Genomic DNA, 16573 nt, shown 5'->3' with positions numbered 1-16573 from the left:
GTTAAAACTCACCTGCTTTCCACGTTGTTTTCGACCCGGTGCCCCATGTTGGTCCGGGATCGATTTCGCCTGGCGGCTGCTGTAATTGCACGCCCTCCTGACCGACAACGTAACCGTCCTCAATGATGATGGAGCATTCTTCGCCTGTGCTGACGCGCGTGGCGATCGCCTGCAGTCCCTCCTGCTCTAACCATGCACCGAACTCCCGAAGTGTCTCCAAATCCATCTGCTCCAGCTTGTCCAACAGAATAAATCCGCAGTTTGGTTTCAGTCGCCGCACGATTGCCGTCGCCACTCGGAGCTGTTCGGAACCGCTCATGTTATCCCAGCGCTGACCGTTGTAGACCAGCTCGCCATCTTCGACCGACAGGCCAGGCAGCGGCAGATTCGCGTTCGTCAACAATTCCGTCTTCTGGCGGCGAATGGCTGTAATTTCGGCCGTCAATGCTTCGTATTGCACGCGGTAGTCGTTGGCATCCGCTTCAGCCTTGTCCTTGTCCAGATTTGCCCGGACCTTACGGTTGATCTCGTCGATCTGACGGATGTTCGCCTCCAACTCAGCGGTTGATTCGTCGATCAGGTCGAGCGTGTCTTTCTGGGCAATCTCCAAGTCTTCCCCCAGTTGCGCATATTTTGTTTCAGCTTCGGCCAGCAACGCTTTTAATCTCCTGACTTCTTCTCCTTGATTTGCGTATGCCACCTGAATCTGCGCCAGCCGCTGCCGCTTGCGCTGGTTCTCGCCGTTCCGGGCGAGGATTTCTTGCTGCTGACGGATCAACTCCGATGCTGAAATTGGCTCTTTTGGAGCATCCGGAAAGTATGGTTGTTCTTTGGCGAATTTGGCCTTCTGGTCGGCAATCTGCCCAATCGCATGACGTCGGTTGTACAACTCCTGTTCTTGACGCTCCAATTCATGTAGACGATCACCTACGCCAATGATACGTAGCAGAATGGCCGTTTTTTCCTTGGCGCTCGCGTTCATAAACTTGGGCAAATCGATCGCCAGTTCTTCCACGAAGCTGTCAAGCAACTGTTGGCCACCCTTTTGGCCGTTCGGGTCGATGATTTTCAAGTCGCTGTTTTTCCCTTTACGCTCAACGATCAGGCCGTTGGACAAGACGATATGGAGATAGGGCGGTACTGCTGATCCCTCGCGAGCGGGCTGGGAAGGGCGGTACTTATTTCCGCCCAAGCCCCATGCAATCGCGTCCAGTACGCTCGTTTTCCCTTGGCTATTCTTCCCGCCGACAATCGTCAGGCCGTTCGCGGTCGGCTCCATTTTGACCGCTTTGACGCGCTTGACGTTTTCAATTTCCAGTTTATTGATCTTTATCATATTTACCTCCATGCTCCAACTGTGCTATGATGGAGCAAACTATAGTATTGTGCGAACCCAGCGCGGCAACGCTGGGTTTTATATTTGAAGTAATTTCCCGCCCAGCAAGCGAAGTTGAAACTGACGACCAACGCATCTGGTGTTGGTCGTTTGAGCAAGTGAACCGTTTGCGAAGCGTACTCCTGGCCGCTAACAGAATTGAAAATTTTTGCATTTCCAAGACCAATCAAATACTGCAGAGCTTCTTTCAACATGGGTTAGCCTCCCCGATTATTTGAATTGCACAACTTTGTTCCCGCGATCATCAGCTACATCGCCTTCATCTGTGATGTAGGTTTGACCGACTACGCCAGATTTCAGTTCTGCAGCTTCAACCTTCCCTTGTCTGTCGCGACCCATGATGATTTTCGTTTGCACACCTTTTGCAGGTGCAAGGGATGCCTTGGCGTTGATGTCAACCATAGCCAGTTCGCGGTTTTCATCAGCTTTGAGTGTGACTGTCAAAGTGATGGTACGTGCCTTCTTTGGATCCGTATTGGGATCCGCGATGTTCTCCAGCACTCGCTGTGCTTCAATGTTGAATTTCTCTGCAAGAGCACCGTTTGCAAACTCGTCCAATTTGAACACTGTTTCTCCTCCCTTCTTCGTTTGTCACGAGGCCGCCAGCAGCCCAACCTCTCTGCCAGCCGTTGCAGCTCCATCGGCTGCGCCACGCTTTGACCTCGCATATGTAGACCTGTCTCATCAGGCAGGGGCGGTCATCTCCCTGCGACCAGCGGGGCATTGCCGCCGGTTTCGACTATGTGATTATGTGATCCGCATCGGCTCAACAGCACCGATAGCGTTTTTGAAGCATGCACTACAACAGTAGATCTCTCCGCCGATCTTCCAGATTGCTTGGCCGCATAAATCCCGTTTCCACAATCATCACAATAGTCCAACGGCCTGTCCGCCTCGTCGAAGATGATCGAATCCTTAAAGGCTCCCACTTTGCACGACCTCCTTGCTCGCTGTTTGCCAAGCAGGTATAATCGGAGTGATAACATTTGAAACAGCTTTTGCTGGATGGCCGTCCTGCCTGACGGCCATTTTGCGTTTGGCCTCTTCGATCTCCAGCTCGATCTCCTCGATCTGTGCCATGATCCACCAGTCCCAGGTGCCGTCCTCTTGATGCTGCTCCTTTATTTGCCGATAGATCAGTTTCAGTTCCTCAATCCGCCGCTCCGCGGCTTGGAAATCGTATTTCATTCCTTGATTCCTCCCATCTTCTTTTTGTTTTCCAAGAGCCTGTCGCTGTAGGCTGCCACAGCCTGGTGCGTCCCCGGGAGCCCCGATGCCGTCATCCGGCGGATCTCCCAGGCAAAGGTTTTTTCAAGAATCTCCTGCTGTCGTTGGTTCATCAGCTTGTCCATACCTCTCATCTCCTTTGTGTAGGATTTTCCACCTTTCCGTCGAATTTGGAAGTTGTCCAGACTTACCAAATCATTACAGGAAGGAGGTGAAACCTTGTACAAGAATCCTTTAATCGCACCATCATTGACAGATGAAACCACACTGGATGATGCTGGAATAGAGGTATACACTCACGACTGCCATAACCTACCCATATGTATGTCTTATGGCAGCCACTACATCGCCTGTCTTGCTGGTGCTTACGCTGGGAACAGATGCAGTCGCGGTGAGAAAATGAATATTCGGATTCTGAATGACATGAATCCAAATGCAACTTATAAACCAGAAAAACCATCCCGAGAAACAGTTGAGGCTTATATCAAAGGGTGAATTTCGAATTTAGGATCGCGTTTTTTGCTGTGTCCAGTATTGAGATTGCATCTTGAACCGTAAGTCCCTCATCATATAAACGACTTGCGAATTCTTGTGCAATCTCATTTTTTTTGCTCCGAATCGCTTTCTCTAAAAGAATCCCTTTTGATGATGTTGCAGGGCATATCTTTTGTACTTGAAGCATTTGTCCAAGATTTTGAAACCCAACTTGATCAACAAAGGCTTGCCAGTTGTTCAAATCATCTAGCACGCCTCCTCTTTGAAGAACTGATAAATTCTTAATTCGTTCCAGCACGTCGGCCAGATCAGCATGAACCTTTTCCATCCCCACTCACCTCCCCTCAAATTGCCGCAGGATCGAATCCCGCTCCTTACGAAGCTGCTCAATGCGTGCCGCGAAGATTTCCTTGTTCTCGTCTGTCAGGTGCTTGTTGACAATTAACTCCCGCGCCAAACGGGTATGTTCCTGCGCGATCTCCACCAGCCAGTCGCCGTATTCATCAGAGTTAACTGCAAGCCAGATGGCCCGTTTGCTGAAAGTGTTCATTACTAACTACCGTCCTTCCACCTTGTAATTTGGTGCCTCTTGTTCCCGGATCCAGCGGCCCCATGTGCCTTCGCTATGCGACTGATTTCGCCATTAACAACCGGAAAGTTTCTTTCCCCTTCGGTGTAATCAGCGTCTGAACATCAGCTTTACCATTGCGTTCCCACTCTTTCAGATTGAACAGCTCCGGTACGTGCTGAGCGTATGGCTTGAGCTTCCCTTTTTGGTCACGGTACACGTAGCCCTTCTCAAGCAGCCAGGCAATGAAATCTCGTTCTTTGACCTTGAGCTCTTTCGCAGTATCACGGAAATTCGTGAGTAGATTGCGATCAACCAACGCGTCGAAGTATTCCGCTTTTGGCTTCATAGCCTCGATCTGCTCGTTTTGTTTTCGGACTAGCGCGAGCGTTGCTCGGAACGTCATTTTGGTCTGCTCGTCGGCATGCGGCAAGTATGTATCGATGAATAAGTCATCGTTGGCAACGTAACCGCCGGTTTTTCGGATGGTCGGTAACACTTCTCCAGTTACCCATCGTTTGAACGCTTTTGCTTTATCCTGAATCCCAAGATTTTTCCCTTGTTTCGCAGCGCCAAAGATCAGACTATATAGTCCTGATTCGTTGATGAATTTCTTTTGCTGCGACCTCCCCAGTGAATCGGTGACTCCGTATGTTGCGGAGTCATCTTCGTCTACATGGTTTGAGATGGCATCGTGTGGTTTTGCAAACGAAAGTGCTTCTGCCGCTTCTGTAGCACCGAACCACTCTACACCATCGACAATAATTACTGGTAGTTCACCAAACATTTGATGATTGAATATTTGAGGCTTGTCCATCTTCATTTACTCCCTTCGTTCGTTTTGTTGCAGCCAGTTCATGAACGACTCCCTGTTCACCCGTTTGTTCCGACCGAGGCGGATCAGCGGGAAAGACTTGAGGTTCATCAGCTCATAGGCACGCCGTTCTGAAATGTGTAGAAACTGGGCGATGTGCTTGGCTGTGAGGATTGCCGGGAGATCATTACTACACCGAATCTCTGTATCCATACTTAAATTCCTCCTTCCGTTTGAGCGAGCTATACTAGATTGCTAACCTCCTCTTAAAACGTCAATATTATTGATCAAAATCTCATAAAGAGTCACTTAAATTGACGTTAAGTTCAAAAAAATAGGGTTCTTTAAATAAACCTATTGCGTCAATTTTATTGACGGTGTATACTATCAATAGTTGCTGGAGATAAGTTTATTTGTTTCCTGCAAATTCCACTTCAACGTTTGCCAAATCAGGAAACAGATTCTCAGCGGATGTCCCAAAGTACCTAGCAAGTTTGAAGAGCAATTTTGCATCGGGGTTTGCACGACCATTTTCGATGTGCCTAATGTGACTTTCCGTAACACCTACAGCTATAGCGACGTCTCTTTGGGTTTTGTTGTAGTGCTTTCGATAGCTTGTGAAAGTTGAACGTTTCACCGTACATACTGGGGAATTCACACCATTCACCGTCCTTTCATTGACGTTTATTTAATTGACGTATTCACATATTATCACGTCAATTAAATTGGCGCAAGCCTCTTTTATATTTTCTTTTTGGAGTTGTTTATTCATGGACGATAATCAAAAAAAGTTAATGGGACAAAGAATTAAATCACTTCGCGAAAAACACGGAATGTCGCAAGACGAGCTAGCAAATAGGTTGGGTATGAACAGAACGAACGTCTCCAATTATGAATCAGGGCGGACAGTACCACCAGGAAATATCATAAAAGAGTTAGCTGATCTGCTAAAAACAAACGCTGATTACCTACTTGGTCGGTCTGAAACCTCAGATTCTTTAAGTATTTACGATACAGATTCAGAAGATCTCGACGATGATATCAGAACCATACAAAGGGCAGCTAAGAAAATGTCGCACAAGGACCGTAAAAGAATGATGGAAATTATTAAACTTACTTTTGAGGATGCCTTCGATGACGATGACGATGATGACGAAGAAGAGGATATCTAAGCCGAATTATAAAAGAGCACAGAATGCTGCGTATGAACTATTAAAAATTAGCAACACCCGTGAATTGCCCGTGAAGGTGAAAAAACTCGCTAAACACTTCCCTAATCTAAAAATAAAAACATACTCTTGGTTTGCAAAGAAACACGGCATGACTTTATCAGAGGTATGCGAGTTTGCGAATAGTGATGAAGGATGTTGTTGGTACATCAAATCAAAGAACAGATACGTTATTTTGTATAACGATATGGTGGAAAACGCTGGTAGGATTCGTTGGACAGTCGCCCATGAACTCGGGCATTACATTCTTGGGCACAACGAAAGTAATAACAAAACCATCATTGCGAGGAGTTCTCTTACTGATGAAGAGTACGACATCTTTGAAAAAGAGGCAAATTGCTTCGCGCGTACCCTATTGGCTCCTCCGAATGTATTAGCATCGCTGGATTTTATTAATCCGTACTTCATTTCGGAATTATGCCTGTTATCATACGAGGCCTCATGCAATGTTTATAAATTTATTTCTGAAGGCATTAATAGGGGGATAAGGTATTCATCGAATCACCCAATTGTTACAGCTTTCTCAAATTACATATACAGAGAAAAAAATAAAAAGAATTGCCTTAAATGCAATGGCACTTTCGTGAGCAAAGACGCAATATACTGTCCGATTTGCGGTGACGATCAAATCATTAAAGGGATAGGTGAAATCATGAAATATTCAGGTATCGAAATTGATGAAATTCACAGAGCAATTGAATGCCCAAAATGCCAAAATGAAAATGTAATTGGTGATTACTGCCAGATATGTGGGAGCTATTTAGTTAACAAGTGTACAGGCTTCAGCGATAATGGCCGGTTCAACAGATATCAAGGGCCGTGGCACATTGATTTCGAAGACAGTTGCGGTAAATATCTTGATGGGGATGCTAGGTTTTGTACGCAGTGTGGATCTACCTCAACGTTCTACGAAGCTGGATTACTGAAAAGTTGGGAGACACTGAAGATTGAACAGGTGCATTGTGAAATGGCAGATGAAGCAGCTGCCGCTGGCGCTGAATTCGATCCATTCGCAGATCCTTTCGATGGTAGTAATAAAAAACCGCTTAACATCAGTGATGAAGATTTGCCGTTTTGATTTTTTATTTATCTCCAAAACGAACATACATTCCTATACGGAGGGATTCTTCAATGAAAGGACATTTTAGAAAACGAGGTAGCACCTGGTCGTTCGCTATCTCCTTAGGGACGGACTCAGAGACTGGAAAACGAAAACAAATCACACGATCAGGATTCAAAACCAAAAAGGAGGCTGAAATCGCTTGCGCTGAAATGATCACGAAGTACGAGAGTGGGGAGCTGGTGATCTCCAAGAAACAGACTTTGACCAGTTACCTAGAGTTTTGGTTGGAGAATTATGCGAAGACGAAGCTCCGGCAATCCACATACACCAACCACGAGGTTGCCGTCAGGAGCCGGATCATCCCTGTGCTCGGCCATCATGAGTTGGACAAGCTGTCCCCACTGCATGTCACCAAGTATTTGACAGAGCTCCAAAAAGAGGATCTCTCCGCTGATTACATTAAGTACCTGCATGCAGTGCTCAAAAAGGCGCTAAATCAAGCAGTAAAATGGCAGTTGATCCCGAAAAACATTATGGACCACGTTGATCCTCCCCGTCTTGCCCAGAAAGAGATCGTCACCTGGACTGCAGAGCAAGCAAATGAGTTCTTGTCTCATGCCAAGGAGGATAAATACTATATCGGATTCGTCCTGGCGATTTACACCGGCATGCGGCGTGGTGAAATTCTTGGCCTGCGATGGAAGGATATCGACTTCGAGCAGGCACGAATCAGCGTGCAGCAGACCCTTTATCGTCCTGCGAATTCGGGAATCATCTTCCAGGAGCCGAAAACGAAAAGTGCGAAAAGGAGAATTGCCATACCGCCATTTGTTGTAAAAGAGCTAAAAGCACACTTGTCTAAGCAAAACACTCTCCGAGATCAGTATGGCCCAGGTTACGAAGACCACGATCTCGTGGTTTGCTACGACGACGGCCGACCTCAAGACCCACGTAACCTACTCCGACACTACGAGCGAATAATCAAAAGGAGCGGCCTGCCTTACATCCGTTTTCATGATCTGCGGCATACGCATGCCACCATGCTCCTGCAGCTTGGCGAGCACCCGAAGGTTGTGTCCGAGCGTTTGGGGCACAGTCGGGTTGGAATCACGATGGATGTATACAGCCATGTGCTGCCCGACATGCAAAAAGACGCAGCTGACAACTTCGAAAAAATGATGAAGCAGAAACGTCCAAAATGACTTTAGTCGAATAAAGGTTGTCAAAATGTTGTCAAGCGACAACGTGGAGGCACTATGTTGTCAGGGTGGAAGGTCGAAGACATAAGAAAAACCCTTGATTACCAAGGGTTTCAGCATTCGTTATATGGTGATCCGGACTGGGTTCGAACCAGCGACCCCCACCCTGTCAAGATGGTGCTCTCCCAACTGAGCTACCGGATCATGGGATATAGATTGTTGTGATGTCACCATTGGCGTTCAATGGTGGGCCCTGTAGGACTCGAACCTACGACCAATCGGTTATGAGCCGACCGCTCTGACCAACTGAGCTAAGGGCCCGAATCGTACCGGACGTCGATCACAAGATTTAATATACAGGATTTCTTTTCCGATTTCAAGAGCAAAAACAAAATTTCTAGTAAAAAATTTTACCACCATCATAATTCCCCTTTTTCTGCCCCCAAAAACAACGGAGCATCCCGAAAAGGGATGCCCTTCAACCTCATTCCCAAACACAGCCTCACCCAGCCTCATCCACAGCCTTGTCTTCCACCCGGATCCCTTCCGCCTCCAGCTCGGCTTGCTCCTGCTCATCCCGCAGGCGGTGGGCCATCCGGCTGGAAGCATTGGCGGCGACGCTGGCCACCAGGTCGTCCAAAAACGTATGCACACGCCCCCCGGATGTCTTCGTATCCAACCGCTTGATGACCCCGATCTTATGTTTATCCAGATGGCCAAATGTCGTCACCGCGATGCTCCCGTACCCGAACACCGAACCGAGCGCCAGCGTCTCGTCGCAGCCGAACAAGCCCTCATCCGTCGCGATAATCGACTGCAGCGGCTCGGACAAAAGCCCCTTCTCCGCCAGCGTATCCAGCTCCACGCCGACGAGAATGGCATGCTGCATCTCCCTTTTCTCCAGGACAGCCTTGACGCTCTCAATGCACGGTTCCATGGTCAGGTCAGGATGATACGGCGCTTGCATCATATAGACAATCTCAGCAATATCCTCTACACGCACGCCGCGCTCTTCCAATCGGTCCAGCGCCGCTTTTCTGACTTCGCTGCTGTGTACTTGCTTCTTCATCTAAGACAACCCCTTCCACCAGCTAAGTGAAGATCGTTCATTTTACCATAGTATCACAAGGTGGCGAAATTGCGACAATCTTCAGGTACCATACCCCCAGCCAAAGTGTGGCAAGGCTCGCCCGCCTCCCCCATGCACTCCCGAACCAAACGCCGCTCTCCAAGCCTCCGCCCCCTCTCCACAGCCCCCATCATCCTGTATAATAGAACCAACATCCCAAAGGAGGACTTGACACAGTGGCCCTTGATGAACTGATCCTCACCAGCAAACACCTGGGGACAGAGGAGCGTCTCCCTGTCTACCTGCCGGAGCGCTACTCGCCTCTCTACTCCTACCCGGTCCTGTACGTCCAGGACGGCGAAGATTACCTGTCGATGGGACGGCTGGCGACCCTGCTCGAAGAGATGCACCGGGAAAAAGAAATCCCCGACCTGATCGCGGTGTTTCTCCCCGTAGACAAAGCCCGCCGCTATGATCGCTACCATCCGGACGGCGCGGAGCACCAGGCGTACCGGCGCTTTCTCGCCGAAGAAGTCGTCGGTGCTATAGACGGACGCTATTCCACCCATCCCCTCGGCACGGCGCGGACGCTCATCGGGGAGTCGCTGGGCGGCGTCGTCTCTCTGTTTACCGCTCTCTCCTACCCGCACACCTTTGGCCAGGTGGCTTCGCAGTCGGCCGCGATGGACGCGAGCCTCAACGAGCGGGTGCGAGAGACTTCCCTGAACGTGCCGCTTCACGTCTATCTGGAGGTGGGCACAGACGAGACGGCTGTCCCCACCCAGCGCGGCTCTCTCAACCTCGTGCAGTCCAACGAAGTGCTGCGAGACATTCTGCAAACAAAAACAGTCACCCTGGCCTATGAGACCTTTGCGGGTGACCATGCTTGGGGCTTTTGGCAAGCAAACCTCAGGCGCATTCTTCTTGCCCTTTTCGGGTAAACTTACCTTGTCTGTTCTTCCTGAGGACCTTCCTCTTTTCCCGGGGAGACGAGCGCCTCGTCGAATTCGGTTTTGCGAATCGCGGTGATGAGGGAAAAGGTAAGGAGGGACAGCAGAAGAAGAACAAGAAAAATAAAGATGATCATCATGGCTGTTTTCACGTTCGAATATCGCACCTCCCTGTTCCTTAACAGTCTGTCCCCAGCGGGCAGGAATATACAGGCCGGCGCATAACATTACACAAATGGAGAATTTTCTGTTAAAATAACGTTATTCGTTTTTGCGAAAAGACCATGATCTTGAAGATAGAGGAGGGATTCGCTTGAAGTACAGTATCGTCGTTTTTCCGTCCAGCAAAGTGCAGGAAGTGGCCAATTCATACCGTAAACGCTACGATCCGGCGTACTCGTTGATTCCGCCGTATATCCGCCTGAAAGAGGCGTTTGAACTTGATGAATCCCAGCTCCCTCATCTAATCAGTCATTTGGAGCTGGTCGCCAACTCGACAGACAGCTTTACTGCGCACTTCCACCGCGTGTCGTCTTTCCATCCGACGACCAATGTGATCTATCTCGCCATCCAGAACAAGGAACCGTTCGAGGAGCTCCACAAAAAGATCGTGGAAAAGGTGGTCCAGGAAAAAGAGACCTATGCGTTCGTGCCGCATCTCACGATTGGACGCGACCTCTCCAACGACGAGCTGCGCGACATCACCGGACAGCTCAGCATGGTGAAGTTTGATCTGACCTCCGACATTGACCGTTTCCATCTTGTGTACGAACTGGAAGACGGTATGTGGAGCGTCCATCAGACCTTCCTGCTGAAAAAGTAAGAGCGGAAGATATGAACCCACACCCTTCCTCCTCTATGGAAGGGTCTTTTCCTTTTCTTCTACCCCGTACACGCGAAAGGAAGAGTACCGATGAACAAACTCAATTCAGAACAGACAGAGAAGCCCGCAGCCCCGAGCAGCTCGCTCTACACGCTCCAACGAGTAGAGACGGAGCAGCAGCTTCGCGATGCCCTCTCCGTCCGCCGCGCCGTTTTTATCGTCGAGCAGCAGGTCCCGGAAGCGATCGAGATTGACGAGCACGACCGCATCGGCTCCGGCACGGCTCATTTTGTCGCCTACCGCGAGGGACAGCCGGTCGGGGCGAGCCGCCTCCGTCCGTACGCTCCCGGCACCGGCAAAGTGGAACGGGTCGCCGTCGCGAGCAGCGAGCGGGGCACAGGCCTGGGCCGCCTCCTGATGCAAGTGCTGGAGGAGAGCGCGCAAAAACTGGGCTACCAAAAGCTGAAGCTGAATGCTCAGACCCACGCCCAGCGCTTCTATGAAAAGCTCGGCTACCACCCCGTCGGTCCCCTGTTTGAAGAAGCCGGGATCGAGCATGTCTCGATGGAAAAGAGTTTGACCGATACGAGCAACTAAACGAAAAAAAACAGGCATACACGTCAAAAACCCCTGCGAGGCCAGCCTTTTTCGAGGTTAGCCTCTGCAGGGGTTTATCATTGCCAAAAAGGCGGCAAATGAAACCAATCCATTTTATTCGCGTACTACCAAATACATACATTCCTTAGTATTTCCCTGGCAACGAGATGTTAGCTTCCGCGCGCAGTCAGTACCAGAAATGGAGGATATCCATGAAAAAGATCGTATGGACCCTGCTCCTTCTCCTGTTGATCGCGATCGTCGTCTGCTTTGCCACCGACAGGTTTATGCTGGCGTACGGGCTGATTTTTTTCCTGATGACCATCCTGACCGCCATCGGCCATGTTTACAGCATCGACAACCAGATCTATCTCGACAAAAAGCGCCGCGAAGCGGATGACTCCAAGAGGTGGTAGGTGCGGTCGCGCCTTTTTGTCTGCGCCACTACGTGTGAAGCAGCTTCCGCTCGCCGGGCTGTACAGGCTCGCTAACCGGGCCTGTGCACCCTCACTTCCCCGCCTGCGCACGCTCTCTCGCCAGCCTGCGCAGCTCCTCCACCGCGTCATAGCCCGCTGTATGGGAGCCGAGCATCGCATGAAAAGGCTCCTCTCCCCGCCAGCCGTGAAAGTCCGATCCGCCTGTCATGACCAGCCCGTGCTCCTCCGCCCAGCGCTGATAGCGGGCCCGCTCCTCCGGGGAGTTGTCGGGATGCCACACCTCGATTCCGTCCAGCCCGTAGGCGATCAGCTCCTGCACCAGCTCATCATCGTCGTACAAGCCCGGATGTGCAAGGACAGCCACTCCGCCCGCTTCCTTGATCAGCGTGATCGCTTCCTGCGGGGTGATGCGCGGGGGATTGACGTAGGCCTTGCCCTCTTTGCCGAGGTAGACCGCAAAGGCCTCATCGATCGACCCCACTACGCCCAGCTCGATCATCTCTTCGGCGATATGCGGCCGGCCGATATTTTTGTCGTCTCCTGTCTTTCTCCGGTAGACGGCTTCCAAGGTGATCGGGATGCCCAGCTCCTGCAGGCGGGCGATCAGGAGCTGGTTCCGCTCATGCCGCGTCTCGCGCAGGCCGTACAGCTTCTTCTGAAAAGCCTCATCCTCATCCGGGACGAAGTAGCCCAGCACGTGGATGTCCTGACCGCGCGCCACCGAACTGACCTCCACCCCCGGGATCACTTCGATCTCTTCACCTGTCTGTGCAGCCGCTTCGCGAGCCTCGGCGATGCCCGCAACCGTATCGTGATCCGTGATCGCGACCGCTGCCAGGCCCGCCTCCAGCGCCAGACGCACGTTTTCTTTGGGGTCGCAGGTGCCGTCCGACGCCCGCGTATGCGTATGCAGGTCCGCCCGTTTGTTCATAAAAGTTTTCTCTCCTTCTTTATCCTTGTCTGTCATTCTGAATCGGATTCCCTCTTCATATGATTAGGCAACACGCATTTACAACGTCAGCCAAGGAGGATGTCCATGCGGTTAAAGAGCAAAAACCTGACTGGTGTCGTCCAGCCGCTTGCCTACGTCGACAAGATGCTGCGGCAGCAAGGCTTTTCCCCGTCAGGCGGAGATACGCCCAGCTACCACCTCGTCATCTACGACTCCGCCACCAGCAGTTCCTATTTTCTCCGAATCCCCGCTACTATTACCGGCAAACCGACCGACACCGGTGAGTTGACCGTCAGATTGGGCCGCCCCTATCTCGAAGCGAAAATGTATCTCCATACACCCGGCGAAGAATTCTTGGCCATTCCCAAGGAAATCCGCGAAGCAGCCGAACACAAGCTGGCGGAGATCGGCGACTACCTCTCGCGTCCTACTTCCGCCAAAGGCAGTTTTCCCCACAGCCATTGATTGTTTGCGAAGCGATACCCGATTCTCTTTTCTTTTACAAGTCCGACGAAATAGCCCATGAGCGCCGTACGGTAGAGCACGTAGCTCGTCGCGTTCTCAATGGAAATTTGTAAACGCTCACAGAGGAGAGCCAGCGTCTCTTCCAGCGTCTTCTCTTCTGCCAGCAGACCTTCGATGATCCCGTACAGCCGGCGATGACAGTGTATGTTTGCCGTAAGTACAGCTTCCGGGGAGGTGGTGTACGGTCCGTGACCCGGCAGAAAGCCGCGGTACGGGGATTCCAGCAGTCTGACCAGACTGAGCAGCGTCTCGTGGGCATCCACGAGAAACGGCAGCTTGTGTTTTTTTAACGTCTCTTCGCCAAAAAAGCTGTCGGCGGCAAAACAGATCCCCTCCACCACGAGCCCCACCTGATTCCAACTATGTCCAGGAAGGGAGATGACCTCCAGCAGAACACCGTCGATTTCCACCTGACCCTCTGTCGGCAGCAGATGATCCACACGGGAAGCCTCCGCGAGCAAAAACTTGTTGCGCAGCTCATCCAGCGGCTGGGCCCCCATGCCGAGATAGAGGGGCTCCAGCAGCGGGTAGCGGATGACGGCTTCCTCCAGCGGCGGGGCGTACACCTGAGCTTCCGGCCAGCAAGAGAGGAGATAGGCATTGCCGCCAAAATGGTCGGCATGGGCGTGAGTCTGTACGATTGCGCTTAGCGGCTGGGCGATTTGGTCCAGCCCTTTTTTTATCTTTTTCGCGGTCTGTGTGTCGAGCCCGGAGTCGATCAGAATCGCTCCCGACTGTCCCCGCACCAGGCCGATATTGACGCTTCCGGGAAAATAGCCGACCTGTTCGGTGATCATTTCCAATATATGCTGTGCCATCGCGTTCCCTCGATTCTTTCCCTGTTTTTTCTTAGTTTCTCCATCTCTGTCCCGCTTCCCTGCTGAGCGGGCCAATCACGACATACGGAGGTGATTGCCGCCAGTAGTTGTAGACGAAGTGGGTTGAGACCGCGACAGCGACGATGGTAAACAGAGAAAAAACAGCGCGCTCCCAGCCGATGACGGGAAGCGAGGCCCAGACGATGAAGCCGTCGATGATGAAGATATAGAGCGCGACGGGAATCGGCGTCCTGCGGGCCAAAAACTGAGCGAGCATATCTGTGCCGCCGGTATTGGTCTGAAAAGCCAGCAGCAAGCCTGTTCCCACCCCGATCATAAGGCCGCCGACAACCGCTGACGTCGGCAGTGTCCAGAGATTCCAGGCGCGCATCGGGGCGAACAGATCGATGATACATGTCTCGATCAGCATTCCGTGAAAGCTGCGGTAAAACAGGTAGCGGTCATAGACGAAGACCAGCGCAAAAAGCGGGAGGCTGCAGATGATCATGAACAGCCCGGGCGGCCACTGGAAAAGGTATTTTGCCAGAAGGCCAATGCCGATCATTCCCCCATCCATCAATAGATGCGGGATGAGAAACAGATTAATCCCGACACCGATGAACATCCCTCCCGCCAGGACCGCCGCTGCTTTTTGAAGCCACATCATGCAAGTCTCTCCTCCCGGGGACAGGGTTACTCTGATTAACTGTATGTTCCCGCCTTTGGGAGTATGTGTTTCGTTGTCCAAAACTGCCGGATCGATTCGGATGGTTTTGACTCTTTGCTTTTGTTATTGGTATACTACTTTATAATCAGGCATACGAATGTTTCCTATGCCGGATTCGTACATTGGATAGTAACAGGAATCACGAGAATAACAAATGGAGGTGAATCTCCTCCTTTCTGTGTCGCGAAAGGGTGGAGACTTTCTTGGATAGTCCGATAGGTCCGATAGGGGAGATACTCCTGAATCTGCTGCTCGTTGTCTTTCTGGTATTGCTCAACGGATTTTTCGTGGCAGCAGAATTCTCGCTGGTGAAAGTACGCCAAACCCGACTGGCCCAACTGGTGAGTGACGGTAACAAAAGTGCGGTTTACGCACAGAAAGTGACAAAGCAGTTGGATGCCTACCTGTCCGCTTGCCAGCTCGGCATTACGCTGGCTTCGCTCGGTCTGGGCTGGGTTGGTGAGCCGGCCATTTCCCGATTCATCGAACCCGTAATGATGTCCTTTGGCTTGCCGCCTATGCTGGTTACCCCGGTCTCGCTGGCAATCGCCTTTGGCATCATCACCTTCATGCACATCGTATTTGGAGAATTGGCCCCCAAATCGCTGGCAATTCAAAGAGCGGAAGCCACCTCGCTGTGGACGGCTGCGCCGCTGATGTTTTTTTACAAGCTCAGCTATCCGCTGATCTGGATGCTGAACGGGACGGCCCTTTTTCTCATCCGCCGTCTGGGGATCGAGCCCGCGACCGAGACCGAACTGGCTCATACCGAAGAAGAGATTCGCCTACTGGTCAATCAGAGCCACAAGAGCGGTCACATCGATCAGACGGAGCTCGCGCTGGTGGATAACGTCTTCGAGTTTTCGGAGCGCCTCGCCAGGGAGATCATGATCCCCCGCATCGACATGGTATGTCTCTACGACGACAATACCTTTGAAGAAAATTTGGCCATTATGCGGGAATCCCGTCACTCGCGCTTTCCCGTGGCTCATGAGGACAAAGACCGGCTTATCGGGTTTGTCCACATCTCCGACTTCTACTTGTCAGCGCTGACAAAAGGGAAAGCCGATCTCAAAGACTTCCTCCGCCCGCTGCTCACCGTGCCGGAGTCGATGGAAATCAGCCATGTGCTGCGCCTGATGCAGAAGCGCCGCTCACAGATGGCTATCGTCATCGACGAGTACGGCGGCACAGCCGGACTGATCACGATGGAAGATATTCTCGAAGAGATCGTCGGAGACATTCAGGACGAATTCGACGAGCACGAGCGGCCAGACATCGAAAGCGCCAATAATGAACTGTCGGTTTCCGGGAAAACCCTGCTGACGGAATTGAGCGATTATATATCGGTAGTGATTCATTCAGATGAAGTCGATACCATTGCCGGCTGGCTGTACAGTCAGTTAAATGAAGAAGTCGCCGAAGGCAAGTCTGTCCAATACCAAAACTACTTGTTCACAATCTCTGAACTGGAGAACCACCGGATTACCCGGGTCGGCATCTCCTATCTGGGTGACGAAGAGCTGGCTGACAATGAAGACAACTACCTGCTCCACGCCCAGTCCTGAATCCAGATAAGCGAAAAAGCAGAGTGTCCCCTGCACAACACAGGGGGCACTTCTTCTTTCCCAGTCATGGCGGGTCGTCTGCAACAATCGGGCGCTCCTGCCTCACCCTCTACGAT

The 16573-nt window shown here is 51.3% G+C and carries 25 protein-coding genes and 2 tRNA genes; 10 read left to right on the top strand and 17 right to left on the bottom strand.

The window, feature by feature from the left end:
- Position 1: 1 nt before the first annotated feature.
- From JD108_RS07400 to JD108_RS07380, 5 genes are all read right to left on the bottom strand, one after another.
- Positions 2-1336 carry an AAA family ATPase gene (locus JD108_RS07400; RefSeq protein WP_198829210.1) on the bottom strand — a complete coding sequence of 445 codons (1335 nt, stop codon included), beginning with the start codon at positions 1334-1336 and terminating at the stop codon, positions 2-4.
- Positions 1337-1338: 2 nt separating this feature from the next.
- Positions 1339-1590, bottom strand: coding sequence for a hypothetical protein (locus JD108_RS07395; RefSeq protein ID WP_198829209.1), 252 nt, complete (start codon positions 1588-1590; stop codon positions 1339-1341).
- A 16-nt stretch (positions 1591-1606) separates the two neighbouring features.
- A complete protein-coding gene (locus JD108_RS07390) occupies positions 1607-1963 on the bottom strand; it encodes a replication terminator protein (protein ID WP_198828723.1) in 357 nt (118 codons plus the stop codon).
- Positions 1964-2311: 348 nt separating this feature from the next.
- On the bottom strand, positions 2312-2584 hold the full coding sequence (locus tag JD108_RS07385; RefSeq protein WP_198828722.1) for a hypothetical protein: 273 nt from the start codon (positions 2582-2584) through the stop codon (positions 2312-2314).
- Positions 2581-2748 carry a hypothetical protein gene (locus JD108_RS07380; protein WP_198830238.1) on the bottom strand — a complete coding sequence of 56 codons (168 nt, stop codon included), beginning with the start codon at positions 2746-2748 and terminating at the stop codon, positions 2581-2583. Before JD108_RS07380 ends, JD108_RS07385 begins: the two co-directional genes overlap by 4 nt.
- Before the next feature lie 94 nt (positions 2749-2842).
- Between JD108_RS07380 and JD108_RS07375 the strand changes: the two genes are divergently transcribed.
- A complete protein-coding gene (locus tag JD108_RS07375; protein ID WP_198828721.1) occupies positions 2843-3118 on the top strand; it encodes a hypothetical protein in 276 nt (91 codons plus the stop codon).
- Here the strand turns inward: JD108_RS07375 and JD108_RS07370 are convergent.
- The 5 genes from JD108_RS07370 to JD108_RS07350 form a co-directional block, all read right to left on the bottom strand.
- A complete protein-coding gene (locus tag JD108_RS07370) occupies positions 3108-3446 on the bottom strand; it encodes a hypothetical protein (RefSeq protein WP_198828720.1) in 339 nt (112 codons plus the stop codon). The genes JD108_RS07375 and JD108_RS07370 overlap by 11 nt on opposite strands.
- Positions 3447-3452: 6 nt before the next feature.
- Entirely contained in the window at positions 3453-3668 is a 216-nt protein-coding gene (locus tag JD108_RS07365) for a hypothetical protein (protein ID WP_198829208.1), read from the bottom strand.
- Between the two features lie 73 nt (positions 3669-3741).
- The gene (locus JD108_RS07360) at positions 3742-4503 is read right to left on the bottom strand and encodes a phage antirepressor KilAC domain-containing protein (RefSeq protein WP_198829207.1); all 762 of its coding nucleotides are present in this window, start codon (positions 4501-4503) and stop codon (positions 3742-3744) included.
- 6 nt (positions 4504-4509) lie between these two features.
- Positions 4510-4713: a helix-turn-helix domain-containing protein gene (locus tag JD108_RS07355; RefSeq protein ID WP_198829206.1), complete on the bottom strand. Its 204-nt coding sequence runs from the start codon at positions 4711-4713 to the stop codon at positions 4510-4512.
- 196 nt (positions 4714-4909) lie between these two features.
- Positions 4910-5137 (bottom strand): helix-turn-helix transcriptional regulator, encoded by a 228-nt coding sequence (locus tag JD108_RS07350; protein ID WP_198830026.1) that lies wholly within the window; start codon positions 5135-5137, stop codon positions 4910-4912.
- Between the two features lie 133 nt (positions 5138-5270).
- Here JD108_RS07350 and JD108_RS07345 point away from each other — a divergent pair, with 133 nt between their 5' ends.
- The 3 genes from JD108_RS07345 to JD108_RS07335 are packed head-to-tail and all read left to right on the top strand — an operon-like array spanning position 5271 to position 7994.
- Positions 5271-5672, top strand: a complete 402-nt coding sequence (locus JD108_RS07345) for a helix-turn-helix domain-containing protein (RefSeq protein WP_198829205.1) — start codon at positions 5271-5273, stop codon at positions 5670-5672.
- The gene (locus tag JD108_RS07340; protein WP_228728343.1) at positions 5635-6807 is read left to right on the top strand and encodes an ImmA/IrrE family metallo-endopeptidase; all 1173 of its coding nucleotides are present in this window, start codon (positions 5635-5637) and stop codon (positions 6805-6807) included. The genes JD108_RS07345 and JD108_RS07340 overlap by 38 nt, the downstream gene beginning before the upstream one ends.
- A 53-nt stretch (positions 6808-6860) precedes the next feature.
- Positions 6861-7994, top strand: a complete 1134-nt coding sequence (locus JD108_RS07335) for a site-specific integrase (protein ID WP_198829204.1) — start codon at positions 6861-6863, stop codon at positions 7992-7994.
- A gap of 125 nt (positions 7995-8119) precedes the next feature.
- On the opposite strand, the gene JD108_RS07330 is transcribed toward JD108_RS07335, so the two are convergent.
- From JD108_RS07330 to JD108_RS07320, 3 genes are all read right to left on the bottom strand, one after another.
- Positions 8120-8195, bottom strand: a tRNA-Val gene (locus JD108_RS07330).
- A 40-nt stretch (positions 8196-8235) separates the two neighbouring features.
- Positions 8236-8312: transfer RNA gene (locus JD108_RS07325), tRNA-Ile, on the bottom strand.
- 181 nt (positions 8313-8493) lie between these two features.
- Positions 8494-9060, bottom strand: coding sequence for a phosphatidylglycerophosphatase A family protein (locus JD108_RS07320; RefSeq protein WP_198829203.1), 567 nt, complete (start codon positions 9058-9060; stop codon positions 8494-8496).
- A 236-nt stretch (positions 9061-9296) separates the two neighbouring features.
- Between JD108_RS07320 and JD108_RS07315 the strand changes: the two genes are divergently transcribed.
- A complete protein-coding gene (locus JD108_RS07315) occupies positions 9297-10001 on the top strand; it encodes an alpha/beta hydrolase (protein WP_198829202.1) in 705 nt (234 codons plus the stop codon).
- A gap of 2 nt (positions 10002-10003) precedes the next feature.
- On the opposite strand, the gene JD108_RS07310 is transcribed toward JD108_RS07315, so the two are convergent.
- Positions 10004-10162: a hypothetical protein gene (locus JD108_RS07310; RefSeq protein WP_003386616.1), complete on the bottom strand. Its 159-nt coding sequence runs from the start codon at positions 10160-10162 to the stop codon at positions 10004-10006.
- 161 nt (positions 10163-10323) lie between these two features.
- On the opposite strand from JD108_RS07310, the gene JD108_RS07305 reads away from it, so the two are divergent.
- From JD108_RS07305 to JD108_RS07295, 3 genes are all read left to right on the top strand, one after another.
- Positions 10324-10833 carry a 2'-5' RNA ligase family protein gene (locus JD108_RS07305; protein ID WP_198829201.1) on the top strand — a complete coding sequence of 170 codons (510 nt, stop codon included), beginning with the start codon at positions 10324-10326 and terminating at the stop codon, positions 10831-10833.
- Positions 10834-10923: 90 nt separating this feature from the next.
- Positions 10924-11430 carry a GNAT family N-acetyltransferase gene (locus JD108_RS07300; RefSeq protein ID WP_198829200.1) on the top strand — a complete coding sequence of 169 codons (507 nt, stop codon included), beginning with the start codon at positions 10924-10926 and terminating at the stop codon, positions 11428-11430.
- A 212-nt stretch (positions 11431-11642) separates the two neighbouring features.
- Positions 11643-11846 carry a hypothetical protein gene (locus JD108_RS07295; protein ID WP_198829199.1) on the top strand — a complete coding sequence of 68 codons (204 nt, stop codon included), beginning with the start codon at positions 11643-11645 and terminating at the stop codon, positions 11844-11846.
- A 91-nt stretch (positions 11847-11937) separates the two neighbouring features.
- Here the strand turns inward: JD108_RS07295 and JD108_RS07290 are convergent, their stop codons facing one another.
- The gene (locus tag JD108_RS07290; protein WP_198829198.1) at positions 11938-12798 is read right to left on the bottom strand and encodes a PHP domain-containing protein; all 861 of its coding nucleotides are present in this window, start codon (positions 12796-12798) and stop codon (positions 11938-11940) included.
- Between the two features lie 105 nt (positions 12799-12903).
- On the opposite strand from JD108_RS07290, the gene JD108_RS07285 reads away from it, so the two are divergent.
- The gene (locus JD108_RS07285) at positions 12904-13284 is read left to right on the top strand and encodes a hypothetical protein (RefSeq protein ID WP_198829197.1); all 381 of its coding nucleotides are present in this window, start codon (positions 12904-12906) and stop codon (positions 13282-13284) included.
- Here the strand turns inward: JD108_RS07285 and JD108_RS07280 are convergent.
- Positions 13233-14162, bottom strand: coding sequence for an MBL fold metallo-hydrolase (locus tag JD108_RS07280; protein ID WP_198829196.1), 930 nt, complete (start codon positions 14160-14162; stop codon positions 13233-13235). The two genes, JD108_RS07285 and JD108_RS07280, sit on opposite strands and share 52 nt — an antisense overlap.
- A 31-nt stretch (positions 14163-14193) precedes the next feature.
- The gene (locus tag JD108_RS07275; protein ID WP_198829195.1) at positions 14194-14829 is read right to left on the bottom strand and encodes a YitT family protein; all 636 of its coding nucleotides are present in this window, start codon (positions 14827-14829) and stop codon (positions 14194-14196) included.
- A 263-nt stretch (positions 14830-15092) separates the two neighbouring features.
- Here JD108_RS07275 and JD108_RS07270 point away from each other — a divergent pair, with 263 nt between their 5' ends.
- On the top strand, positions 15093-16457 hold the full coding sequence (locus tag JD108_RS07270) for a hemolysin family protein (RefSeq protein ID WP_198829194.1): 1365 nt from the start codon (positions 15093-15095) through the stop codon (positions 16455-16457).
- Positions 16458-16573 lie beyond the last annotated feature (116 nt).

This window comes from Brevibacillus composti (genome assembly GCF_016406105.1).
Taxonomy (GTDB): domain Bacteria; phylum Bacillota; class Bacilli; order Brevibacillales; family Brevibacillaceae; genus Brevibacillus; species Brevibacillus composti.
This window is presented reverse-complemented; position numbering and strand designations above follow the sequence as displayed.